The organism is Pectobacterium sp. PL64 (assembly GCF_022477975.1).
GTDB lineage: Bacteria > Pseudomonadota > Gammaproteobacteria > Enterobacterales > Enterobacteriaceae > Pectobacterium > Pectobacterium jejuense.
This window is the reverse complement of record NZ_CP092070.1, coordinates 4023412-4045113: the sequence shown is the minus strand read 5'-3', so window position 1 is coordinate 4045113 and position 21702 is coordinate 4023412. Positions and strand designations below refer to the sequence as shown.

The window sequence follows — 21702 nt, the reverse complement described above, 5'->3', positions numbered from 1 at the left end:
GGACGTGTTAACCCGAGATTTAATGACACCCTTTTATACGTTACTGCAATCGGTTTTTACTTGTTTTATCGGTATGAGGAGTGGTTATGAATATCAAGGCTGACGAAGTTAAACACAGGGATATACATCGGGATGTAGATGATTTTCTCTCTGATTACTCAAATAAAAACGCGTTAAGGCGATTGATTCGCTGCTTTTTCGCAGAAGGGATTTTGAATAAAAATGACCTGAATTTTATTAAGGGTAATTCTGGGGGAGCAACGCTAATCTTGCAGGGGGGCAAAGGTATATTGAAATTTGATGATATTTCCGCATCACCGGCAAACACGTATATTAATAATGGAAATATTTATCTCATTCATTCCGATGGGACGTCTTTTCCCGTTACCAGCCACGAGCGATTGATTGATTTACTTCGCGATAATTTCGATTTTCATCCTGAAGAAAGCGGCATCAGTGGCCTGAAAAAAGACGTCGGTAACAGCATTCGTAATGATACCAACGCCCGGCGCTATCGGTGCCAGTGGCGTGCTGAGGTGGCAGATGCGATGCAGCGGGACGGGCAGAACGCTTTCACGCCGTGGCTGCGTCGGCAGCTAAGCATTCGCGATGCCGCCATGTTTCTCGATCAGTGGGGGTCGCTGGAAGGGCACCCTTACTACCCGACCTGGAAATCCCGCCCCGGCCTGAGTGACGAAGACGTCCAGCAGCTGTCACCCGAATTTAACGCCCGCGTACCGCTGCGTATTACCGCGCTGCGCCGCGATATGGCGTATGTAGAATCCATGCCGCACGTCGATGATTTTCATGCGTGGTTTGCTCAGGCATTCCCCGCGCTCTGGCAGGACTGGAAGCAGCGCCTGAATCAACAAGGGCTGGATGAGACGCAGTGGCTCCCGCTGCCCATCCACAGTTGGCATCTGGAAAACTGGGTGAAATCCCACTACGCGGATGAAATTGCCGAAAGGATTCTGCTTACCGACGGCCCCGATCTCATCACGTTGCCGGGTATGTCGTTCCGTACCGTTTTGCCTGTTGAACCGCCTGCGTCCCCTTTCATCAAACTGCCCGTCGCCATCTGGATGACCAGCGAAATGCGCAGCCTACAGGCGAAATCCATCCACATGGGGCCACGTATCAGCACCATTATCGAAGCGATTCTGGCGCAGGAAGGCGGGTTCGAACAGCGGCTGGAATTTTTCCGCGAAGAGACGGCGTTCCACTACAAACACGCGATTCATCAGGATGACGCGCCGGGCAAACACCTCTCCGTCGTGTTCCGCGATGCACGAATTTATGAACGCACCGACGGCGCGCTGCCCGTGACCGTCGCGACGCTGTTTACGGCGCTGCCTCACCGTGACCAACCGCTGTTCACCGAGCTGGTGACGCTGTCCGGGCTTGGCCCCGAAGCGTGGTTCCGCCAATACGTCCGCGCCGTAACCCGACCTGTTATCGCTATCTATCTGCTGTACGGCATCGGGCTGGAAGCGCATCAGCAGAACAGCCAGATCCTCTTTTCACCGGAAGGTGTCGCGCAGGGATTATTAATCCGTGATTTCGGCGACGGGCGTACCTATGCGCCGCTGCTGCGTCAGCGCGGTCATCATCTGCAACCCTACGTCTGGCCCGGCATTCTGCCCACGGTATTTGAAGACGACATCGAGCCAGTGCGGATGTTTGTCGTCGATGCCTGCTTTGTCAGCCACTTGCACGAACTGGCGCTGGCGCTCAGCGCGGAGTACGGCTTTACCGATTCCCGGCTGTGGCAGGTGATGAAAGAAGAAACCGCCGCGGCGTTTGACGCGGTGAAATCGCGCGTTGATGGCGAGCTGTGGCAGACCGAACGCGACATGTTTTTGACCCAGCCCTGGTATACGCGTTCGCTGCTGCGCATGCACATCCAGGAATATCGTGACTACCGGATTCAGCACGGTCTGAGCAATCCCTTCCTCATTGAAGAGGAATCAACCCGCATCGGATCGTGATGTATGGCGATGCTCCCGCCTCACAGGCTGAAAAACGGGAGCATCTTTTTCACTCCTCATTTTGAGATGGATAACTTTGTTGATGAACGCCAGGAAGAACTTCACTCCACCTACCGGGAAGACTCGTTTTCCTATTCCCTCCGCGTTGGCCATCGCCGTCACGGCTGTGCTAAGCGGCATCGCGATACCCGCGCAGTCTGCAACGGGCGAGCGCGATGATTCCACGATCGTGGTGGAAGCCAAAGACGCGGAAGCCGTGCAGGGGCTGGTTGCGGGCGGCATGTCGGCGCGGTCGTCCAGCACCGGGCTGCTTGATTAGAAGTGAGATAAATAACACAGAGTCTGCGAGATAATTGTGGGACTGAGTGGGCTGAGCCGGGAAGAGATTGGATGGTAATTGTAATTCTCTTACAGTATGCGAAAAAACAGGCCGGACGAAAAATTTAGTCATTCTTCTGTTCGACCTGCGAAATTTTACTCCCCTTGCTGTGGTTCGTCATCAAATTCACCATCATCAAACAGACGTCCCTGCAATCTATCTGTCTCAGCTTTTCTGACGCGCTTTATCACGCTGTAAACCCACTGAAGAGAAACTCCGTACTTGCGTGCCAGGTCATGATGATTGCGGCCATTGAAGTCGTTGAAGATATCGTGATCGCGCTGGGATATACGCCATAACGTTCCCATCGGAAAGTAGACGCTTTGCCCGCCCCAGACCTGCATCATGCGGTTGGCCACTGCCTCGCCGATTTGCTCGGCGATAGCAGAGTCGATCTCGACAACCTCCTTTATTGTGCTTGTAGTATGCTGCGCCAGTTCCACCAATAGTTCAGGCCCTTTGCTGCGGAAATTATTGCCGTTGTTCATTCTGCCTTCCTTACGCGGCGTTGCCACTGCTTCAGCTTCTCAATAATGACGCTGGCCTGTTCTGAGTTCAGCCATTGCAGGCTATCAACACCAGTTTCACGCTTCACCCAACGCGCCAGCGCGGCTTCAGAACGGTCACGAATGATGCCTGCATCAGCCATTTCTAACCATAATGAGCGGATTTTTCGGGACTGGGGAGAATCATCCAATGGACGGGTGCTGCTAGCCTTTTTTGCCGCTTTGATCTTAAACCCGCGTTTCTTCATGGCATTAAGCACATTATCTAACTGCGGGACTGTCATGTCCCGCGTAGATGACTTGCCTGTAACGGTGATTAGCAACTGGCGATAGGTATCATCGTCCAGTTGCAGATCGCGTTTGGCTATGTGGATCAACTTAATCAGTTGATTCTTTGTCATCGCTTTCCTCCCGCCAGACTTCGCCGCACAGCAAGATGGCTTCAGGGCGACGTTCATGGATAGCATCCAACACTAACTGACACGACTCTTGGTTCAGGTAGATGTCGTCTGACACAGGCATGGCATCGCAGGAATCAGCGCCGCAGGCTGATACCAGTAATATAAAGCCAATAATCACGCATCACCTCCGCAGGCAACAGTAATACCATCGCGCTTATTCGCTTTCGGCTTGCACCACTTTAACCATGCCTCTAATGCCTCCAGTGCAGCATCACCATCTGGCGCTTCGGGTACGCCAGGAACTAACAAATTTCCAGCGCTTTCTCCCTTACCGTGGCGTGCAACAACTTCCAGCCAAGTTTTTAATGTGTACTTCGGCCCCGTAGCGATCTGAATAGCGCCTGAGCCATCTGCTTTATCTGTAGGCAACATATCGCCTATCTCAATAAGACCGCTGGCCCAACACCATGCAACCTGTGGCGTTAGATCGTAATAGCTTTTGCCATCACAACGCGGACAGACCAAATCATAGATTGGGAAAGATCTATTTTTGAAATTGCGCTTTTCTAACCGTTCTGATTCCATATGCTTATGGCGGCAGCGAGTGCATTTCACCAATATATTTTTATTTGTCGCCGACATATTCCACCTCCAGCCTTTCAGCCAGTCGTTTTAATTTATTGTGCTTTGCCAGTTCGATTAACTTATCCATGCCATTCAGACGGAACTGTTCGATCATGATCTCAACGTCGGCCATTTCCTCCGCTAAAGCGACCTCGTTACCAAGGCCGTTCAGGTTACGTGATGCGGCAGCACCTAACTCCGCCGCTTCTTCGATAAGTTTTAGCGTCTGAGACTCAGGGCCAAAGTGCTTTAACGCCATGCGGTACAGCGTTGAGCGATTGTGTGCAATACCTTTAATCATGTGCTCTCCAAATAGTGGTTATGCTGAATTACGCGTGCAGGATTCCCCGGCGTTGACGCCGAAATAAAAGCAAATTTCATTTTTTAATAATTAAATGGCGGCGATATCTAACGGGATATTAACCAGTTTCCCCGAGTCGTCTTTTTTTCTGAAATTGATATATGTTTTCGATACAGCGACAAGTAATGACTCTGAAATAGCTTCCATTGCCTTTTTCCAGCGCTCGTCGTCAATTTTTACCCTGCGCAAAGACAAAATGCGGGTGGTACTGAGATTGCCTTCTTTATCGACCTGAAAGGCATCAGAAATCAGTGCCAGCAGCTTTTCGTCAGCGCCTTGTGACCACTCCTTAACACACTCATCAATCATTTCTTTTGCAATGTGCAGCTCCGGCCCGAACGTCAGTGACTCCTGCACTTTGATCGTGACCTGCTTGCTGCCGTTAAAGTTGGAAAACGTGACATTCCCTTTCACACCACCGCGAGTCCTACCATATTTTTCTGCAACTAAATCCATGAACGCATAGCATTCATCAAAAGAGCGTGTTTTAAAGTCAGATAAATCAGCGCTTTTAATTTCTGCTGCATCAACTCGTTCATTTACAAATGCATCCATTGCCAAATCATAATCAGATACTTGGCTAATTGGGACTAACCGACCTTTACGGTCAGTCATGTAATCATCTTTATTAATTTCCACGTTTATTTCCCCTCAATGTAATGACTCTGACCAAATAATACGGCAACCATGCTGTTCAAATTCCCCTTGTCGAAACCGGCCATTGTTATTCACACCAGTCAGCACATAACGCGCCACACCGTTTTCAATCAATTTTGCACAGTGGCCATTTCTGGCAATACGGATAATCGGTTGGCTCCCCTTTAGCATGACACTGTGAACCGTCGCATTCATGGCTCGTAGCGCCGTCATGACGGCTTGCACATTGGATAATTGCTCATCAATATTCAAAACAGACGTCATATATCAGTCCCCCAGAATATAAGGTGCTCAGTGCAGATCCCTGTGATTACGCATCATTTGGCTGGTGAAGTTCATTCCTGCCGCATTGAGATGTTTCATCAGCCTGGTGTTGGCCGCATTAATCGCGTTAGCCATCTCATCTTTAATCATCGTTGCCAGCAGCTGTGTCACGACGATGTCACCGGTTTCATTTTCAATTGAAACGTTAATAGACTGGCTGAGTTCCTGATCTTTCTTTACCAGTGCCGCAGGCAGTTGTTGTACAGAAATAATAATTTTCGCCATCGTTAAATCCCTTTAATTACGTCAGCATTAACCACCGGAACACCAATCTCAGCGGCCAGATTCATTGCAGCAATCACCAAGTTGGAAACGGCCAGCGGGTATAGAAGGCTGACATTCTTCCGACTACCGAGGTTGCTGCTAAGACGCCCGCGTATAGCGTCAATCGCGCTGCTATCCATAATGTCGGCTAGCTTTTTGCCTGTGCGCTCAACTTTGAATGTCAGAAACGCTTCCAGGCTGTTATCCAGTGGCAGCAGCTCGACGATTTCACAGCGCTGGACAACCTCACGTACCTCCATATTGCGTTCGCTTAACTTGACGGCTAGCTCTGGCTGGCCGATCAGCACGATAGACAACAGCTTTTTAAACCCGCTTTCCAGCTCGTAAAATCGCTTGAGGTGCTTCAGTGTGGGGATCGGCAGGCTATGCGCCTCTTCAATCACCAGAACGTGGCTGTAGCCCGCATTGCTGCTGTCTTTTAGTACCCGGTGCAGTTGGCGGTAACGTGCTTCTTGCGACCGTTTCACGCCTTCCAGCGGGGCGATGGTGTTGATGATCGCTTCGGCAATGGCGGCGGCTTTCAGCGTCTTACCTTTAACGTCGTTGTCTTCCATAGCGATGACATAGGGTTCAATCACAATCACCGGCGCGTTCTCACGATTGATGCGTTCGATAAGGTCACGGCGCAGCGTGGATTTGCCCGCCCCAGATTCACCAATGACCGCCATCAACCCGCCATGTTTCGCGGTCTGATACAGTGACTCACGTACATAACGGCTATCCGGCGTCGTAAAAACGTCTTCCGCGCCCTGCATGGCATCATCGGAAAAGGGGTCACGGAACAGTCCGAATGCCTTTTTTGTTGCTGGAAATAACACCTGTTTTTTGAGTAACATGTTTTCCTCCATTGTGAGGTCTGTTGTATCTGCTGTGCGGGATGTGCCGTCCTGCACAGCATCAAAACTACGTTGTGTTTCAATGCCATTAGCCGACAGAAAGGCTGTCAGACGCTGGCGAATTTCCCCGGTGTTGGTGCGTGGCCACTGGTCGTGATTAACAATTTGTGCCAGCGTGGCCTCTGACACAGCGATATTTCTGGCGACAACGGCCTGCGAGAGCCGTGCCTGTTTTAACTGTTGTTTCAGTACCAGCATGTTCCCCCCTTAATTCCCGTTGACGATGTTGATGACATTGCCGGAAACCGTCGTGAGCAACGCATCGACAGCGTCATCCAGTTGTTCTTCCGGCACGCCAGCGGGATAAAGTTCAACCAGTTGGCGAAAGTGTCCGGCTGTCCATGTCTGGTTACGGGCTGCAAACCGCTCACGCAGCGCCTTAGCCGCTTCAACATGCGTAAGGGGCCGCTGTTCGATACGCGGGCTGCGTACATCAGATTCCGTACCACGACGTGGCATAAATGCAGGTAATGTGGTGTCGTCAATGTGTTTGTATGGGTCAAGTCTGCCGCCGAACGGCAGCGCCTTCGCTTTACGTGCTGCTGCTGCATCCGTCGCGTTATCCGTTCCCGTCACCAGTTGTTCAATTTCTTTGGCAGCAGTTTGAGCTGGCGTATCGGCGTGCGACTTGTAGTTTTCGCCGATCACTGCGGCAGAGTCGGCAAAGCCAAATTCATTTTTGGTGACTTCATCGATCAGGAAGAAAGTGTCGTGGCCATCTTCACCTGTCAGCACCACCTGTGCGGCATCGGTGCGCCACGGATTGCGGGTGATCAGCAACTTCTCACCGACCATCACGCCGGGGACGGTAGACACATCGTATTCAATGCCACGGAACGACACGCGTAGCGTCGGCTTGACCTTGCGTTCTTCTGGTGTTGCGACGGCAAGTTCTCGGCAAACCTCAACAGACGGCGCTTTCACTAGCTGTTCGGCGTTGATTTTCAGCCAGATATCGGTGCGGGTCTGTCCGTGGCGGCTATGAACGGCGGTAGCGTTGAAGTGGGAACGCCATTTCACGGCCAGCGCATTCAGCTCTTCCAGGCTATGAACCGGTTGGAACTTCAGACCCGGCTCCAGTTTGCGTTCGATGATGTCGCGGGCTTTCTCCACGCTGCCTGTTGAGCGTGCTGCGTGGGCTTTATGCGCCTTCAGGTCAATACCCAATGCCCGGCACAAGTTTTTTGTCATGCCTGCGGTGTTGGCAGAGCCGGGGTCGAGATACAGCAGTTTAGGCACGCCGTGCAGCACGTCCGCGCCGCCACGCTCTTGCAAGGCGTTGATGAGCACAGAGCACAGGTTTTCGCCAGATTCAGCGCCCATCACATACTCGACGTAGATCCAGCCGCTGGTGTGGTCAGTGATTTCATAGCTCCAGACGCGGTCACTGGCGATACGTGCCACATTGGCTGGTTTATTCTTGTAGAACCTCGCGCTATCCATCACCTGCAAGCCCTTATGTCCGTTGCTCAGGTAATAGAGAGTGCAAAGTGAGGCATCGATTTCCCACACGTGATTAGGATGCAGACTGGCCAGCTCGGTCACGGGCGCAGGCTGGCTTAACTGATCGGGATGCAGGCCATAATTGCGCAGAGCGCGGCTGATAGTAGTCTCTGACAGGGCATAAAATTCGCCCGTGGCTTCATCAATACGCCCGGCAGCGATCATGTCGTTTGCCCGCAGTGTTTCGACTGCGTCAGCGATGGAATACAAGCGCTTGCCGTTTTTACGGGTTGCTTCCATCAACGTGGCTGAAATCATGGCGGCTTCATCCCGCGTCAAGGCGCTTTGTCCGGCATCGGCACGTTTTTTGCGTTTGTCAGTCACTGCGACCTCCTTTAACTTGCGTAGCAACGTGGCGCGAGATAGCCCCAGCTCAATACAGGCGGCGTCATAGATAGCGCCGCGTTCGCCATGCCCGGCCTGCCGTGCAGCGCGGGCTACAGCCACTAATCGTTCTGTCAGGGCAGCACTCATGGCGTCCCCTTATGCGTCGGTACGCGGAATCACAGGTTCCGGCGCATCCAGCCATGTCGGACGTTCGCTACCGGTAGGTGCTGCCTCTATGTCGTAAACGTCGCGGATATGGTGTAACGCACGCTCTATCTGGCACACCAAACCCGCCATAAAATCATACGGTGGCTCTACATCGTTATCGGATGTGAAGGTGGTCAAGGTTGAAAACGCTGTGTGAAGACGAACGGTGATGGCCGCTTCAGCCTCATACGCAATGGCACTAACTTCTTTACGTAGCTTCTCCGCTTCCTGATCTGGCGGCGGTGGCTGAATGCGGGATTTCTTATCCAGCTTTGTAGTCAGGTCATCTATCTTCTGGTTTTTGTCGGTCAGAACGCGTTGCTGGGCGGTATTGGTTTCTCGGGCTTCGCGCAGAGCGGCTTTAAGTTCGCGGCTGGTCATGCGGTCGATATCGTCGAGCGTTGCGCCCGCGATAGTGCCGCCGTCAGCCAGTTCATCTAACTCTTCGTCATCCAACACCATCAATTCGTACAGTTTGGTTTTACCTAAAACGCTCAGCGCTGAGCGTTTTGGCGCATCACCACCATTCCCTAAAAATTTCACGCTGGCCTGCATCATGCGCCGTGCGACCTGCGGAGCCAGACCCAAATCATTCTCAACAATCTCTGTAAAGTCACCATGTGGTTCATTTTCTTTGAGCATAATCAAACGCTTACCAGCCTCCAGCATAGCCTCAGCACTTTGGGCCATATAAAAGCGTGCTTCGTGAACGATGCGATCACGTTCATACGGCAGGCCGTCACCGAACTGAGCCATCACTTGCATCCGGTGCTCGGTCAATGCATTGAGTTTCACATTCAGATCACCCGCTAACGGGGCATCTTCCACTAATTCAACCGATTGGGATTTGGTGCGTGCCATTTCTTATCCTTAGCGACTGCCAGCCAGCAGGCGTTGATTCATTTCGTTAATACGGTCTTGCGCACGAGAGATTTCGTTCGCATGTGCCTGCGCGATTTGCAGCGCCTGCATCGAAAGCGCGAATCTGCCGTTATCCAGTTTTTGCGCCAGTCCCTCTTCAATCAGGGTGTTCAAGGCGCGGTTAACATTGGCCGGAGAATCATCCAGCGCCGCCGCCAGTTCACCGTTTGATACCCCGTTCAGGGTATGGCCGCGTAGCGCTTTGAGAACGCGCAAGATCCGAGCGCCTGCGCTGGAAACATTTGCCTTAGTCATGTCATTCCCCTTTTTGCGATATGTGATAATCTGTTACGCAGGCTGATAGATATCAGGCGGCACGGGCTGTGGTTTTCAGGCCGAGTTTGACGGCGATTTCATGCGCCTGGCCGTACTTGGCTTTGGTGATGCCGTTCAGTACGCGATAGACCGCTTCACGGGAATAACCATTCTCCTGTGCCCATTGGGTGACGGTCATACCGCGCTGCTGGAAGCGGCTTTTAACTTGTTCGGGTGTCATGATATGGCCTCCGGTTATGCAATGATGTTTGTAGAATACGTGATAGATTATGTGAACTTTAGTTCTCATTGTCAATGAGGTTTTTGTGAACTTTGATTCTCTTTGTGCGCCCCGTATCAAATCTGAACGTTCCCGCTTATCGCTGAAACAAGGTGAGGTGGCTGATATATGCGGGGTTTCTCGTGAAATGTGGAGTAAGTACGAGCGTGGTATAGCTGTACCTGGTGGTGAGGTTCTGATGTTGTTTGCAATGGCTGGAGCAAACGTGCAGTTCATTCTCACTGGCAGTAACCCACCATCTGTTGAGAATCGCATTACTAAAGATGAGTCAGAACTGGTACAGCATTACAGAAATGCACCATTAGCAGTGAAAGCTGCGGTTTTGGCTGCATTAACAGCAGGTACATCACCCCAACCGACAAGTTCAAGTCAGATATTCAATGGTGATATTAGTGGTCAATTCGCCGGTAATCAGATTATTAATAATGGCGTAGTCCGTAATAAAAAAAATAAATAGAACGAGTAACACAGAGTAATAAAGGAGATAGGATGCGGCAGGAGTTTAATGGAACTGCACAGGGACAGTTCTCATCCAGAGACATTATCAATATACATCCCGCTTCAGGTGAAAACCCCGCAGATGATGAATCGCTACTTCCGGCTCAGCGTCATCGCCTGCACCAATTGCTAGATGAGCTTGTTACTGCCAGCGGCGAGTCTAAAAAAGATCTGTGGCGAGCAGTTCATGCCCATATTGATGTTCACAGTATCAATGGCATTACAACCAAGAAATATCATAAAGCTGAGACGTATCTGCGACATAGACTGGCAGAGGCTAAGCTAGCAAAAGAGTGCCGCCGATTAGTCAGCGAAATCTTGCGATTAACCGTGGATACCGCAACAGAACGCGATAGATTTTGTCTGAAAAAATTTGGTACGAAAACGCTCAACGATTTATCCCGTGAACAGCTTCAAGTGGCGTTTGACCATTTTGATCGAGATGAATTGCGGCACCGTCAGCCAAAACCCACACAGCCTAAAGCAGTGGATTGGCAAGAACTTATAAAAGCACATCCTAAAGTATTTATCGGTATTTTTTTGCTGGGATTTTTGACGTCTTTTTTATTTAGATAAGGATATTGACTATGCACAAATTAAAATTTGCCATTCCTATGGTGCTGATACTAGCTGGGTGCGGCGATGAACCAGAAAACAGTGTTCAACCTGAACCAAAACAGGCCCCAGCCCCTACATTCTCAATAACAACCAATGATCCCGTTATTAATCAATTGTTACCAGCCATCCGTCATTTACTTCCTGGTCTTGATAAATACTCCGAACAATTTCAGGAAAAGGCTATTGAGCATAACCGCTTTTTAACCATCAAGTTCCGCGTCCCTGATAACGCCAACATCCCCGCTGAATATGTTGCAACTGGGCATAACTGTTTCATTGAAATCAATGATGATCGAACAGGCATAAAAATCCCCAAAAGCGCCTGTCAGGCCACCTTATTTGATCGCCAGAATGTTCTGCCCAACAGCGATTACTGGGTATATTTCTATCCAGATGACTTGACCTATACGCCGCATGATTTCGCTAACATGCCGAATGATGAACGCATTAAGACAGCGAAAAACTATCTCAATACGGTGGCTAAGACTATTGAAAGTGTTCAACAAAAAGATAGTTGGATTGGTTACGATTTCCCAAATTATGGGCGACAATTCAAATATATAGCGTATGAGGGAAGACGTTTTTTAACTCAGGATGTTATTCAGCCCTATAGCTCTTGCACAATGGTAGGATTTAGAGCAGATAATTGGTGGGGTGAGCAAATTAGCTTTGCTCACGATCCAGCCTCTAATGATCCGCAAAAGATGGCATCCGCCATGCAACGAATTAAAACGGCCTATAACGATTACAAGATAAGTGCGGCGGAATGTTCGAAGGACATCAAATCAGTACCAGAAAAGCCGAAACCGACAGAGATATTGCCACCCACCCCGGACAATAAACCACCCCGCCCAGGGTGCCTGATGGTATTTAAGGCGGATAACACGACGGAGTGGAGTTGCCCGATTAAATAAGGGTTAGAAATTACAAATAACCAGCTCCCGCCGTGGGGCTGGTTTCCCCGACATAAGTGTTTTTCATGTGCAGTTGATTGCAAGATTACAAACAGCAAATAAAGAGGGCGTCTCTGAATGAGCGATATTAAAAACTATCGAATTGAATTTTATCAGTTATCATTTAAACCATCAGCAAGGCTGGCATCGCTTGATGCAGCATTTCAATCTGCCATAGATAAAACGTCGCCCAGCTCGTCTGATCGGGAAGGCTGCACAAGGGAAATCTGGGCTTTGAAAAGGCGAGATGACGGCACTTATGCTGGTGAGGTTAGGAAATTCCGTAACTCTGATATCCCAGATAAAGGTGCGCCAGGGAAACATTCATCCCCGATCCCTTTAGAAGAAGATGAAGGAATTATTGAACGTAACTTTTTTGTATATTATTCACAGCACAATATTATTGGTTGGCATCGAAATCATTTGGCTGGCGGGATGAGCCGTTTCACTGCATTTTTATCAACAATTTTCTCAACTAGTGTAAAAGCTGCACCGCTGCTAGGGAAAGAGGCTATTGCTATGCTGATGAAAGGTGACGTCAACATGAAAAAACTCACTTTGACGCTCCCTCGACCTCGTAACCCAGAACTGTATCCCGATACGGATTTCAGTCAAAAAACGCTTCAATTACTTGGCGCGGCTGGCGCGGATACAATGCAAGTTGTAATGGGGATTAATACCAGACGTGGAGATAGTGATGGCAGACTCAAACAGGGCATTAAGTTTGCTATGCAGGAGCTGGTTGATCTAGGGGCTAGGAAGGCTGTAATTGAAGTGTTTGAAGCTGATGGTGTTGTTCACCCCATAGATCTGATAGCCGATCGGATTGTATCCAAACAATCAATATCAACCGATGCTCGTTTCCCTCCTGCAGGAACAATGTATCGCCTCATTGATACGGCGTACGATGAAAACCGGGAGAGTATTAATGCGTATATTGGATCAGAGGGTTCCGGGGCTATTGTTTAATCTGACTATAGGCGTTGCTATAGCGGTCTTATACTGGCAAAAATCCCCACAGATGCCAGAGACAGCAATCCCTAATTTGATGACAACCTTAGCTAGTGTTTTTGCAACGTTGCTTGGATTTATCATAACCTCTGTTGCACTTTTAGCTTCTTTACTCGACAAGCCATTACTCAGGAATATGCAAAAAACTGGGCACTATCGGCGTCTAATGACAGATGCTTTTGATACCTGCCTAATACTGCTGATACTGGTATTGACATGTTTAGTTGGGCTGATGTTGCATACAACGTATCAGGGGCTGGCTGTAACGGTGTTAATCGGTATGGTTACCGTATCGGTGATGTGTTTGCTGCGAACTGGAAGACGACTTTTTAATATAATCAAGGTGCTATCATAGCGGGCGCAAAGGCTCGCTATGATATATCTATGCCTCATCAAAAATTACAAATCACCAGCTCCCGCCGTGGGGCTGCTTTCCCCGACAGGCTGTAATTGATCGCCACACTCTGTAGATTCAGTCCTTCAAACGTCTGCCGCATTTCTGGTATATCGTTCACCGAGATGATCATCTTCCCTTTGATCTCCCGCGCCAGTTGCGCCATCTGAACGTAGTTTTCCAACCCAAACTCGACGCCATAGCCTTCCGTTCCCCAGTATGGTGGGTCGCAGTAGAACAGCGTGTGTGGACGATCATAGCGCTGGATACACTCCGCCCAGTCAAGGTGCTCAATCACCGTTCGGGATAACCGCAGGTGTGCGATTGACAGCTCTTCTTCAATGCGTAGCAGGTTAAAACGCGGTGGTGCAGTCGTTGCCGTACCGAATGTACGTTCTTCCACCTTTCCGCCGAATGCCTGTTTTTGAAGGTAATAGAACCGGGCAGCACGCTGAATATCGGTTAGCGTCTCTTCTGGCACAGCCTGCAACCATTTGTATATCTGACGGCTGACCAGCGCCCACTTGAATTGCCGTACAAACTCTTCCAGATGGTGTTTCACCACCCGATAAAGGTTCACCAGTTCACCGTTAATATCGTTGATCACCTCGGCCTTGCTAGGGTGTTTCAGAAAGTACAATGCTGCCGCGCCGCAGAACGGCTCGACATAGCAGGTATGGGTGGGAAACAGTGGAAGAATATGTTTGGCCAGGCGGCGTTTACCACCAATCCACGGAACGATGGGCAAAGATTGCTCTTTCATTATCTGTAAGCCTTTTTCACAGGATGAAAATACGGTAGGCTTTTCCGGTTCTCGAGAACGGGAGAGCCTCGGTTGACTCACAGCTCACGTCTGTGTGTTGACGGCTTGTCCGGTGTTGACGCACCAGACAGGCCGCTCTTTTCCCCGCCATACTGGCGTTTCCCTCTGTTTTGCCACTATTAACGCCGTTTAAAATCCCTGCGTGACGCGATGCGTCATGCTGTCTCCACTTACATAAGGAGACAGCAATGAAACTCAACCTCTTTCGGTTCACACGCCTGAAACGCCTTTTAGGCTGGCAACTGACTGCCGTGTTACTGCTGGCGGTGATCGGGCTGGTATCACCGCAGCAACTCCCCGTCGTCATCTACAAAATCTCACTGATCACGCTGGCCGCTGTGTTGGGCTACTGGCTCGACCGTTCGTTGTTCCCCAAAGCGGCGCTAGGCCAGTATCTGGAACATGACCCCGAACTGATGGAACGCGGCGAATACCCGGTCAAAAATGGCTATCAACGGATATTTGCTGCGGCTTTGATCCGTCGCGCCATTATTGTGGCGGCGGTTTGTCTGGCCGTAGCGATGGGGCTATAAAATGGCTAATCGGATTCGTAACAACGATCCAGGAACAGGTCTGTTGTTACTCCTATTCATTCTGCTGCTGGTCGGTGCGTTGGATAGTGATGCCGCCCAGCCGCCTGCGGCGTCCAAACAATACCGCAGCGACCTTATCCGTAATGCCCGGCTGGACTGGGGGCTGAATGCGCCGGTGGCCGATTTCGCCGCGCAACTCCATCAGGAATCCGGCTGGAATCCCCGCGCAGTGTCGCCCGTTGGCGCACAGGGCTTGGCGCAGTTTATGCCTGCTACATCGGCGTGGATTAGCGACATCATGCCGGAACTCAAAGCCAATCAGCCGTTTAATCCCGCGTGGTCAATCCGTGCATTGACCCGCTATGACCGCTGGATCTGGCAGCGTGTTAATGCGGCTGACAACTGCCAGCGAATGGCGATGACGCTCTCCGGCTACAACGGCGGGCTGGGCTGGATACAGCGCGATCAGAACCTGGCTGCGCAACGCGGGTTAGACCGTCAGCGTTGGTTTGGGCATGTCGCTACCGTCAATGCCGGGCGTTCTGCGGCTAACTGGCGTGAGAACCGCCATTACCCACTGCGCATCCTGCAGGAGTTAGCGCCGCGCTATCTGACGTGGGGAGGCCGTAGCTGTGCTGAACCTGCTTAAAAAGTTGCCGTGGAAAACCTTGCTATGGGTTGCCGCCGTATTGTGTGCGCTGTGGTTGATTTACCAGAAAGGTTATGAGGGCGGATTCGCCAGGGCAGAATCCGCTGGTAATACCGCACTGGAGAAACAGAAATCGGCATCCGATGCAACATTGGCACGCCTTCAGGCGGATGTCGCTCAGCAGCAACAGCAACGGGCTGAACAGGCCAATGCCGCCTTACAGGCATGGCAGCAGCGCTATCAGCAACTTGTCGTGTCTGCCCATGCTGCCGAGCAGCAATACCTCACTACCATGGTGTCATTGCGCCAGCAAAACGAAAACCTGAAGCGGAGAATTGATGATGTCACCCAACGCTGGATTGATGAACGCGGCCAGAGCCGTCCTATTGAATGCGTGTTTACTGCTGGTTTCGTGCAGCAGTACAACTCCGCCTACGGATTATCCGTCAACAGTGAAACAGGCTCTGCCACCACTGCCAGCGGGGCTGGCGGTTCGACCACAACAGTTACCTCCCTTGACGCCCGGCTACGCGACTCCGGCGTTACCCAACGCGACATCCTCGCCCACAGCGCCGACGCCGGAGAACGTTACCAGCAGCTTGCCGCGCAGGTAAATGGCCTGTTGGATTACCTCGCTGCACTACAGAACAGGAAAGAATAATGAAAATTGAAGTGGAGTTCTGGCAACTGGTGGGCTTGTTGCTGGGTTTTTTAGGGTTTGTCTTTGCCGCTGGGAAAATTCTGCTGGCGCAGATAGAACAACGCCTGAACGAGCGCTTTGGCGCACTGGAGCAGGCCCGCTCTCAGAGCGAAAAAGGCTGGCAGCGGCTGGAGAGGGAGTTTCTGGAGTTTCGTGCCGATCTGCCAGTGACCTATGTCCGGCGCGAGGATTACATCCGGGGGCAGACAGTGATCGAGGCTAAGTTGGACGCGGTTTACAACAAGCTGGAACTGGTGCAACAGCACCGAATGAATGGAGGACAACATGGTTGATATCACTCGCGTGCGCCGTGAGGGACTGCGCTGGAGTCTGCTGGTCGCGCTCAATAAAACCCGCCCGTACACCGCCAGTGAGACGCTGTTGCTGGATATTGCACGAGCCATTTACCCGGACACTACACCGCTGGAGCTGCGGCGCGAGCTGGACTATCTGTCTGACCGCAAGATGGTGGAATTGACCAAACGCCCCAGCGGGGACTGGTTTGCTGATTTAACGCGGCTCGGCGTTGATATCGTTGAGTACACCGTGGAGTGTGGCCCAGGGATCGCCCGGCCTGAAAAATACTGGAGCGAATGATATGGCCCGTCGCAGCACTATCGACAAACTGCCGGAAGAGGCCCGCCGCTGGCTGGAGCGGGCGCTGACCGAGTCCGGCTTCAGTGGGTATGCCGAACTGGAAAGCCTGCTGCGTGAGCAGGGTTATATCATCAGTAAATCGGCGATCCACCGTTATGGTCAGAAGATTGAAAAGCGTTTCGGTGCCATTCGTGCAGCGACAGAAGCTGCCCGCATGCTAACCGAAGGGGCAGCGGACGATCAGGATGCGCGTTCGGAGGCGGTCATCGCTCTGATCCAGACTGAACTGTTCGAAAGTATCGTCCAGTTGCAAGAAGCCGACGAAGGTAAAGTTGACCCACAGGAGCGCGTGGCGTTGTTGTCCAAAGTGGCCAAGAACGTCGCCACGCTGTCGCGGGCCAGCGTCAATCTGAAGAAGTTCCAGGCTGATATCCGGCGTGAAGCCCGTGAGGAGCTATTACGTGAACAGTCTGCTGCATTGGCGAAAGAGGCCAAAGCCCAAGGCATGGGGGAAGACCAAATCAGGTTTTGGCGCGAAAAAGTGTTGGGGATCAAATGAAACCATTAAGCAGCACAGTTCGTATTGTTGAATGGGAGGAGTTGCCGCCAAGAGCGCGTGATATCCCATCCAGTTTCAATCCTATGGCGGATGGCGTTTTAATGGCTCATCAAATAGAGGTTCTAAAAATCAGAACCTCTATCCTTGCTGTACCCAAAGGCCGTCGAACTGGTATTACTTTCTCATTCGGATTTGATGCTGTGCTAACCGCTGCTGCCAGAAAAAACAGCGGTGGTATGGATGTTTACTATATAGGTGATACAAAAGAAAAAGGGCTAGAGTTCATTGGATACTGCGCAAAGTTCTCACGTGTTGTTGCAGAACAGCAAGCAGATTCAGTCTCAAGCATTGAAGAGTTTCTCTTTGATGATCAGGATGAGGACGGAAACACACGCCGTATTACGGCATATCGTATCCGTTATGCATCAGGGTTTCAGGTCGTAGCACTATCATCACGGCCAGCTAATATTCGCGGATTACAAGGTGTGGTCATCATTGATGAGGCAGCATTTCATCAGGACGTCCAAGGGGTTCTGGATGCAGCTACGGCACTACTTATTTGGGGAGGGCGTATTGTCGTTATCTCATCTCACAATGGTAGGTCAAATGCATTCAACTCGTTTGTCACGGATATTGAGAACGGTTTGTACGGCAGTGATGCCGCAGTCTATACCGTAACTTTTGATGATGCGGTAGAGAATGGTCTGTATGAACGTGTCTGTTTTATGAAAGGAGAAGAACCAACCATTGAAGGTAAGACTGCGTGGTACAGCCGAATCCGTAATGCTTATGGGCCAAGGAAAGCCGCGATGCGCGAGGAGTTAGATGCTATTCCTCGCGATGGAAACGGTATTTGCATTCCTGGTATTTGGATTGAAGCGGCCATGCCTCCAGGTGATGATCGGGTAGTGTTACGTCTGACTTTGGATGATGATTTTTCCACTAAGTCTCGTAAGGAGCGTGAGGCTTATGCCTCAGACTGGATAGCGCGTTACCTTGAGCCCGTCATTGCTAAGCTTGACCCCAATCTACGTTATTCCGTAGGTGAAGACTTTGCCCGTCACCGTGACTTTTCCTCCGTCGTATTACTGGCGGTAATGCCCAATTTGTATCGCAGGGTTCCTCTTGTCATTGAGATGCATAAAGTCCCCACCCGGCAACAGGAACAAATTCTTTGGTACTTACTGCGTGCATTGTTGCGATTTACGGGTGCAATGGATGCAACTGGCCCGGGACAAACGTTGGCTGAATATACCGCCGATGAGTTTGGCACAAATCGTATCGCCCAGATTAATCTCAACCGTTCCTGGTATGGAACGTGGATGCCGAAGCTGATTCAGGCATTTGAGGATGGTGTGATCACATTACCAGCTGACGACAACGTAAAGCAGGACTTACATAGCATTGAAGATATTGATGGCATCCCGATGGTTTCCCCTGTCCGCAAAGAGGATTTGAAAGACCCTGAGCTTTTTCGTCACGGTGATACCGCTATCGCTCTGGCTTTAGCGTGGTATGCCTCTGTCGCAATGAATGCTGGAGCTGTCACCGTTAATTCCCGTCGCCGCCGCTCTGCGGCACATCTATTGGAGAATTACTACTAATGGCACGCGGACTCTGGGTTTCTCCCACCGAATTTGTTTCCTTTTCTGAGCCGAAGAAATCGCTCAGCGAACAGATCGCCTCACGTGACCGCAGCATGGATTTCTATGGGCTGGGGATGTACCTGCCCAACCCCGACCCAATACTGAAAGCGCAGGGAAAGGATATCCGTATTTATCGTGAGCTGCGCACCGATCCGCTAGTTGGTGGCTGTATTCGCCGCCGCAAGGCTGCGGTGAAAGCGCTGGAGCGCGGGGTGGACAGAGGGAATGCCCCTGTCAGGGTATTCAGCTTTATCCGCGATATGCTGACGGACATGGATATGTCGCGCATTATCGGGGAAATGACCGACGCGGTGCTATACGGCTACCAGCCCTGTGAAGTGATGTGGCAACGCTCAGGGACAAGCTGGCATGTCGGCGACATCATCGGTAAGCCTGCTGACTGGTTCCAGTTCGATACCGACAACCGGCTGCGCTTCCGCGCCCGTGACAGCGGGTTTGAAGGCGAAGTTGTGCCGGACTACAAGTTCCTGGTGCCGCGTCAGGATGCGACCTATGACAACCCGTATGGCTTCCCCGACTTAAGCATGTGCTTCTGGCCCGTTACCTTTAAAAAGGGTGGAATGAAGTTCTGGGTGCGGTTTGCCGAGAAATACGGTTCGCCGTGGGTGATCGGTAAACATCCTCGTGGTACGCCGCAGGGGGAAATCGACAACCTGTTGGACTCTCTGGAATCGATGATCGAGGATGCCGTTGCTGCTATTCCTGATGATTCCTCTGTCGATATCAAAGAAGCAGCAGGCAAAGCCGACAGCAGCGAGATCTACCAGAATCTGATCGCCGTATCGCGTGGCGAAATTGCTATCGCGTTGCTGGGACAGAACCAGACCACTGAAGCGACGGCGAACAAAGCCTCGGCGCAGGCCGGGCTGGAAGTCACCGACGATATCCGGGATGGCGACAGCGATATCGTGACCAGCGCGATCAATCAGTTGATCCGCTGGGTGGTTGACCTCAATTTCGGCAGTCACGTTGCAGCGCCGGTGTATCAGCTATGGGAGCAGGAATCCGTCGATGAGGTACAGGCGACACGCGATGAGAAGCTAAGCCGCGCTGGTGTGACGTTCACCCCGCAATACTGGAAGCGTGAGTACCAGTTGCAGGACGGCGATATCGACGAAACGCCCAGAGAGACGCTACCTGACCAATCGCTGGCGTTCGCGGAAGCCGTCAATGCCGATGTCAACGCACAGGACGCGCTCGATGCGGCGCTGGATGTTGTGATGAACGGTGGCCAACTCGACGACACGCTGGAGCCGTTGCTGGCTCCGTTGTTTGAACGCCTCCAGTCCGGCGCTCGCCCCGGCGACTTGTTGGGAGAACTGGCGGAACTGTACCCGCAGATGAAAGCCGACGATCTGCAAGAGCGGTTGGCGCGGGTTCTGTTTGTCGCAAATATCTGGGGGCGTCTGCATGAGCATCACCGCGACTGAACTGGCGTACTGCATGACGCTACCGCCTAAACGGGCTATCAGTTACCTACAGACGAAAGGCTATGCGATAAGCTGGGACTGGGAAGACGTTTGGCAGGAATCTCATGCCCGTGCGTTTACCGTCGCTAAAGTGACCCGGCTGGATATTCTTGAAGATATCCGCCGTGCCTTGCAGGAGGCACTGGATGACGGCAAGACTGACCGCTGGTTTCGTAAGGAACTGGAGCCTGTGTTGCAGAAGAAAGGTTGGTGGGGGCCGCGTGATACTACCGACCCTGTCACTGGCGAGCCCGTCACTATTCAACAAGGTAGTCCGTGGCGGCTGGACACCATCTTTCGCACCAATATGTCGGTGCTCTACAGCGCTGGCCGCTGGGCTGAGCAGATGGAAAATGCCGATGATCGGCCCTACTGGATGTACAGCGCCATTCGTGACAAGCATACGCGGCAAAGCCATCTGTCGATGCACGGGCTGGTTTTTCGTTTCGACGATCCGTTCTGGCAGGCATTCTACCCGCCGAACGGCTGGCGCTGCCGCTGCAGTGTGATCGCCCTGAGTCAGCACGATATCGAACGGCGCGGGTTGAAGGTGGCCAACGCCATTAATGCGATGGGCTGGGAACTGAAGCTGGTCTCAGAGAAAACCGGCGAGATGCAACGCGTGGCCACGTTCAACACCGGCAGCACCAAAATCAGTACCGACATAGGATGGTCGTATGCGCCGGGCGCGGCGTATCGCCCGGATTTGGCCCGTTATCAGGGCGGTCTCGCGTCCCTGGCTAAACAGGAGTTATCGTCATGAGTACCGTCACAATCACGATTAACGACAACGATCTGCGGCGTGGACTGCGTGCGCTGGAGAGCGCAGCGGCGGATATGACCCCAGCGATGCGCAAGATTGCCGGCACGCTGCACGCAGAAACCGATATCAATTTTGATGAGGCCGGACGGCCTGAATGGATTGTGTCTCAGGCAGCAGAAGAGCGTGACGGCCAGACACTGCGCAAAACCGGACGGCTTCAGGGATCGGTATCAACCGAATATGATTCCAGCACGGCGATGATCGGCACCAACACCGTTTATGGTGCCATCCACCAGTTTGGCGGTAAGACCGGCCGCAATGAATCCGTCGAGCTACCCGCCCGTCCGTATCTGCCGATGGATGAAGATGGCAACCTGCAACCCGAGGCGGTCAACTCGGTATTGGACACCATCCAACGCCATCTTGAATCTGCGGCGCAGCGTTGATTTCCGGCGGCACGGTTAAGCCAATGTGCCGCCTATCCTGAAAAGTGGCTTAAATTCCTTTATAAAGGCTTTACAGCCGCACTATTT

At 51.7% G+C, this 21702-nt stretch carries 30 protein-coding genes; 16 read left to right on the top strand and 14 right to left on the bottom strand.

Annotation, left to right across the window (positions count from 1 at the left end):
• Positions 1-86 precede the first annotated feature (86 nt).
• Complete coding sequence (locus HP572_RS18240; protein ID WP_240583950.1) at positions 87-1988, top strand: IucA/IucC family siderophore biosynthesis protein; 1902 nt, start codon at positions 87-89, stop codon at positions 1986-1988.
• Positions 1989-2070: 82 nt separating this feature from the next.
• Positions 2071-2307, top strand: a complete 237-nt coding sequence (locus HP572_RS18235; protein WP_240583949.1) for a hypothetical protein — start codon at positions 2071-2073, stop codon at positions 2305-2307.
• Between the two features lie 155 nt (positions 2308-2462).
• Here HP572_RS18235 and HP572_RS18230 read toward each other — a convergent pair whose 3' ends face one another.
• From HP572_RS18230 to HP572_RS18170, 13 genes are all read right to left on the bottom strand, one after another.
• Positions 2463-2855 (bottom strand): Mor transcription activator family protein, encoded by a 393-nt coding sequence (locus tag HP572_RS18230; RefSeq protein ID WP_240583948.1) that lies wholly within the window; start codon positions 2853-2855, stop codon positions 2463-2465.
• Positions 2852-3274, bottom strand: coding sequence for a gp16 family protein (locus HP572_RS18225; protein WP_240583947.1), 423 nt, complete (start codon positions 3272-3274; stop codon positions 2852-2854). Before HP572_RS18225 ends, HP572_RS18230 begins: the two co-directional genes overlap by 4 nt.
• Complete coding sequence (locus HP572_RS18220; protein ID WP_240583946.1) at positions 3252-3452, bottom strand: hypothetical protein; 201 nt, start codon at positions 3450-3452, stop codon at positions 3252-3254. Before HP572_RS18220 ends, HP572_RS18225 begins: the two co-directional genes overlap by 23 nt.
• A complete protein-coding gene (locus HP572_RS18215; RefSeq protein WP_240583945.1) occupies positions 3449-3916 on the bottom strand; it encodes a hypothetical protein in 468 nt (155 codons plus the stop codon). Before HP572_RS18215 ends, HP572_RS18220 begins: the two co-directional genes overlap by 4 nt.
• On the bottom strand, positions 3900-4199 hold the full coding sequence (locus tag HP572_RS18210; protein WP_156103739.1) for a hypothetical protein: 300 nt from the start codon (positions 4197-4199) through the stop codon (positions 3900-3902). The genes HP572_RS18215 and HP572_RS18210 overlap by 17 nt, the downstream gene beginning before the upstream one ends.
• A gap of 90 nt (positions 4200-4289) precedes the next feature.
• Entirely contained in the window at positions 4290-4874 is a 585-nt protein-coding gene (locus tag HP572_RS18205; RefSeq protein WP_336859434.1) for a DUF3164 family protein, read from the bottom strand.
• A 36-nt stretch (positions 4875-4910) separates the two neighbouring features.
• Complete coding sequence (locus tag HP572_RS18200; protein ID WP_225087460.1) at positions 4911-5180, bottom strand: hypothetical protein; 270 nt, start codon at positions 5178-5180, stop codon at positions 4911-4913.
• A gap of 27 nt (positions 5181-5207) precedes the next feature.
• A complete protein-coding gene (locus HP572_RS18195; protein WP_240583943.1) occupies positions 5208-5465 on the bottom strand; it encodes a hypothetical protein in 258 nt (85 codons plus the stop codon).
• Between the two features lie 2 nt (positions 5466-5467).
• On the bottom strand, positions 5468-6619 hold the full coding sequence (locus HP572_RS18190; protein WP_240583942.1) for an ExeA family protein: 1152 nt from the start codon (positions 6617-6619) through the stop codon (positions 5468-5470).
• Between the two features lie 9 nt (positions 6620-6628).
• Positions 6629-8398, bottom strand: coding sequence for a DDE-type integrase/transposase/recombinase (locus HP572_RS18185; RefSeq protein WP_240583941.1), 1770 nt, complete (start codon positions 8396-8398; stop codon positions 6629-6631).
• A 9-nt stretch (positions 8399-8407) separates the two neighbouring features.
• A complete protein-coding gene (locus HP572_RS18180; protein ID WP_240583940.1) occupies positions 8408-9319 on the bottom strand; it encodes a DUF3102 domain-containing protein in 912 nt (303 codons plus the stop codon).
• 9 nt (positions 9320-9328) lie between these two features.
• Positions 9329-9634, bottom strand: a complete 306-nt coding sequence (locus tag HP572_RS18175) for a helix-turn-helix domain-containing protein (RefSeq protein WP_011095206.1) — start codon at positions 9632-9634, stop codon at positions 9329-9331.
• A 52-nt stretch (positions 9635-9686) separates the two neighbouring features.
• Positions 9687-9875, bottom strand: a complete 189-nt coding sequence (locus HP572_RS18170; RefSeq protein WP_129705261.1) for a DNA-binding protein — start codon at positions 9873-9875, stop codon at positions 9687-9689.
• A gap of 85 nt (positions 9876-9960) precedes the next feature.
• Between HP572_RS18170 and HP572_RS18165 the strand changes: the two genes are divergently transcribed.
• The 4 genes from HP572_RS18165 (at position 9961) to HP572_RS18150 (ending at position 12973) form a co-directional block, all read left to right on the top strand.
• A complete protein-coding gene (locus tag HP572_RS18165) occupies positions 9961-10392 on the top strand; it encodes a helix-turn-helix domain-containing protein (RefSeq protein WP_240583939.1) in 432 nt (143 codons plus the stop codon).
• Positions 10393-10424: 32 nt separating this feature from the next.
• Positions 10425-11009 (top strand): hypothetical protein, encoded by a 585-nt coding sequence (locus HP572_RS18160; protein WP_240583938.1) that lies wholly within the window; start codon positions 10425-10427, stop codon positions 11007-11009.
• A gap of 11 nt (positions 11010-11020) precedes the next feature.
• Positions 11021-11965, top strand: coding sequence for a hypothetical protein (locus HP572_RS18155; RefSeq protein ID WP_240583937.1), 945 nt, complete (start codon positions 11021-11023; stop codon positions 11963-11965).
• A gap of 117 nt (positions 11966-12082) precedes the next feature.
• Positions 12083-12973, top strand: coding sequence for a DUF6731 family protein (locus HP572_RS18150; protein WP_240583936.1), 891 nt, complete (start codon positions 12083-12085; stop codon positions 12971-12973).
• A gap of 434 nt (positions 12974-13407) precedes the next feature.
• Here HP572_RS18150 and HP572_RS18145 read toward each other — a convergent pair whose 3' ends face one another.
• On the bottom strand, positions 13408-14172 hold the full coding sequence (locus HP572_RS18145) for a DNA adenine methylase (RefSeq protein WP_240583935.1): 765 nt from the start codon (positions 14170-14172) through the stop codon (positions 13408-13410).
• A gap of 248 nt (positions 14173-14420) precedes the next feature.
• Here HP572_RS18145 and HP572_RS18140 point away from each other — a divergent pair, with 248 nt between their 5' ends.
• The 10 genes from HP572_RS18140 to HP572_RS18095 are packed head-to-tail and all read left to right on the top strand — an operon-like array spanning position 14421 to position 21615.
• Complete coding sequence (locus HP572_RS18140) at positions 14421-14765, top strand: putative holin (protein WP_240583934.1); 345 nt, start codon at positions 14421-14423, stop codon at positions 14763-14765.
• 1 nt (position 14766) lies between these two features.
• Positions 14767-15414 carry a transglycosylase SLT domain-containing protein gene (locus tag HP572_RS18135; protein ID WP_240583933.1) on the top strand — a complete coding sequence of 216 codons (648 nt, stop codon included), beginning with the start codon at positions 14767-14769 and terminating at the stop codon, positions 15412-15414.
• Complete coding sequence (locus HP572_RS18130; RefSeq protein WP_240583932.1) at positions 15398-16075, top strand: hypothetical protein; 678 nt, start codon at positions 15398-15400, stop codon at positions 16073-16075. The genes HP572_RS18135 and HP572_RS18130 overlap by 17 nt, the downstream gene beginning before the upstream one ends.
• Complete coding sequence (locus tag HP572_RS18125; protein ID WP_039558121.1) at positions 16075-16407, top strand: hypothetical protein; 333 nt, start codon at positions 16075-16077, stop codon at positions 16405-16407. Before HP572_RS18130 ends, HP572_RS18125 begins: the two co-directional genes overlap by 1 nt.
• The gene (locus tag HP572_RS18120; protein WP_240583931.1) at positions 16400-16711 is read left to right on the top strand and encodes a hypothetical protein; all 312 of its coding nucleotides are present in this window, start codon (positions 16400-16402) and stop codon (positions 16709-16711) included. Before HP572_RS18125 ends, HP572_RS18120 begins: the two co-directional genes overlap by 8 nt.
• A 1-nt stretch (position 16712) precedes the next feature.
• Positions 16713-17270 (top strand): DUF3486 family protein, encoded by a 558-nt coding sequence (locus HP572_RS18115; protein ID WP_240583930.1) that lies wholly within the window; start codon positions 16713-16715, stop codon positions 17268-17270.
• Complete coding sequence (locus HP572_RS18110) at positions 17267-18874, top strand: hypothetical protein (protein WP_240583929.1); 1608 nt, start codon at positions 17267-17269, stop codon at positions 18872-18874. The genes HP572_RS18115 and HP572_RS18110 overlap by 4 nt, the downstream gene beginning before the upstream one ends.
• Positions 18874-20367, top strand: coding sequence for a DUF935 domain-containing protein (locus HP572_RS18105; protein WP_240583928.1), 1494 nt, complete (start codon positions 18874-18876; stop codon positions 20365-20367). The genes HP572_RS18110 and HP572_RS18105 overlap by 1 nt, the downstream gene beginning before the upstream one ends.
• Complete coding sequence (locus HP572_RS18100) at positions 20348-21169, top strand: phage minor head protein (protein ID WP_240583927.1); 822 nt, start codon at positions 20348-20350, stop codon at positions 21167-21169. Before HP572_RS18105 ends, HP572_RS18100 begins: the two co-directional genes overlap by 20 nt.
• The gene (locus tag HP572_RS18095) at positions 21166-21615 is read left to right on the top strand and encodes a phage virion morphogenesis protein (RefSeq protein WP_240583926.1); all 450 of its coding nucleotides are present in this window, start codon (positions 21166-21168) and stop codon (positions 21613-21615) included. Before HP572_RS18100 ends, HP572_RS18095 begins: the two co-directional genes overlap by 4 nt.
• The last annotated feature ends 87 nt before the right edge of the window (positions 21616-21702 follow it).

Bases quoted from the DNA above. Each gene is read 5' to 3' on its own strand.
- HP572_RS18200 (WP_225087460.1), bottom strand. From the start codon at position 5,180: ATGACGTCTGTTTTGAATATTGATGAGCAATTATCCAATGTGCAAGCC.
- HP572_RS18135 (WP_240583933.1), top strand. From the start codon at position 14,767: ATGGCTAATCGGATTCGTAACAACGATCCAGGAACAGGTCTGTTGTTA.
- HP572_RS18110 (WP_240583929.1), top strand. From the start codon at position 17,267: ATGAAACCATTAAGCAGCACAGTTCGTATTGTTGAATGGGAGGAGTTG.
- HP572_RS18205 (WP_336859434.1), bottom strand. From the start codon at position 4,874: ATGACTGACCGTAAAGGTCGGTTAGTCCCAATTAGCCAAGTATCTGAT.
- HP572_RS18235 (WP_240583949.1), top strand. From the start codon at position 2,071: ATGAACGCCAGGAAGAACTTCACTCCACCTACCGGGAAGACTCGTTTT.
- HP572_RS18175 (WP_011095206.1), bottom strand. From the start codon at position 9,634: ATGACTAAGGCAAATGTTTCCAGCGCAGGCGCTCGGATCTTGCGCGTT.
- HP572_RS18160 (WP_240583938.1), top strand. From the start codon at position 10,425: ATGCGGCAGGAGTTTAATGGAACTGCACAGGGACAGTTCTCATCCAGA.
- HP572_RS18215 (WP_240583945.1), bottom strand. From the start codon at position 3,916: ATGTCGGCGACAAATAAAAATATATTGGTGAAATGCACTCGCTGCCGC.
- HP572_RS18150 (WP_240583936.1), top strand. From the start codon at position 12,083: ATGAGCGATATTAAAAACTATCGAATTGAATTTTATCAGTTATCATTT.
- HP572_RS18230 (WP_240583948.1), bottom strand. From the start codon at position 2,855: ATGAACAACGGCAATAATTTCCGCAGCAAAGGGCCTGAACTATTGGTG.
- HP572_RS18210 (WP_156103739.1), bottom strand. From the start codon at position 4,199: ATGATTAAAGGTATTGCACACAATCGCTCAACGCTGTACCGCATGGCG.
- HP572_RS18170 (WP_129705261.1), bottom strand. From the start codon at position 9,875: ATGACACCCGAACAAGTTAAAAGCCGCTTCCAGCAGCGCGGTATGACC.
- HP572_RS18190 (WP_240583942.1), bottom strand. From the start codon at position 6,619: ATGCTGGTACTGAAACAACAGTTAAAACAGGCACGGCTCTCGCAGGCC.
- HP572_RS18115 (WP_240583930.1), top strand. From the start codon at position 16,713: ATGGCCCGTCGCAGCACTATCGACAAACTGCCGGAAGAGGCCCGCCGC.
- HP572_RS18105 (WP_240583928.1), top strand. From the start codon at position 18,874: ATGGCACGCGGACTCTGGGTTTCTCCCACCGAATTTGTTTCCTTTTCT.
- HP572_RS18140 (WP_240583934.1), top strand. From the start codon at position 14,421: ATGAAACTCAACCTCTTTCGGTTCACACGCCTGAAACGCCTTTTAGGC.
- HP572_RS18225 (WP_240583947.1), bottom strand. From the start codon at position 3,274: ATGACAAAGAATCAACTGATTAAGTTGATCCACATAGCCAAACGCGAT.
- HP572_RS18155 (WP_240583937.1), top strand. From the start codon at position 11,021: ATGCACAAATTAAAATTTGCCATTCCTATGGTGCTGATACTAGCTGGG.
- HP572_RS18145 (WP_240583935.1), bottom strand. From the start codon at position 14,172: ATGAAAGAGCAATCTTTGCCCATCGTTCCGTGGATTGGTGGTAAACGC.
- HP572_RS18240 (WP_240583950.1), top strand. From the start codon at position 87: ATGAATATCAAGGCTGACGAAGTTAAACACAGGGATATACATCGGGAT.
- HP572_RS18195 (WP_240583943.1), bottom strand. From the start codon at position 5,465: ATGGCGAAAATTATTATTTCTGTACAACAACTGCCTGCGGCACTGGTA.
- HP572_RS18125 (WP_039558121.1), top strand. From the start codon at position 16,075: ATGAAAATTGAAGTGGAGTTCTGGCAACTGGTGGGCTTGTTGCTGGGT.
- HP572_RS18120 (WP_240583931.1), top strand. From the start codon at position 16,400: ATGGTTGATATCACTCGCGTGCGCCGTGAGGGACTGCGCTGGAGTCTG.
- HP572_RS18100 (WP_240583927.1), top strand. From the start codon at position 20,348: ATGAGCATCACCGCGACTGAACTGGCGTACTGCATGACGCTACCGCCT.
- HP572_RS18095 (WP_240583926.1), top strand. From the start codon at position 21,166: ATGAGTACCGTCACAATCACGATTAACGACAACGATCTGCGGCGTGGA.
- HP572_RS18185 (WP_240583941.1), bottom strand. From the start codon at position 8,398: ATGAGTGCTGCCCTGACAGAACGATTAGTGGCTGTAGCCCGCGCTGCA.
- HP572_RS18180 (WP_240583940.1), bottom strand. From the start codon at position 9,319: ATGGCACGCACCAAATCCCAATCGGTTGAATTAGTGGAAGATGCCCCG.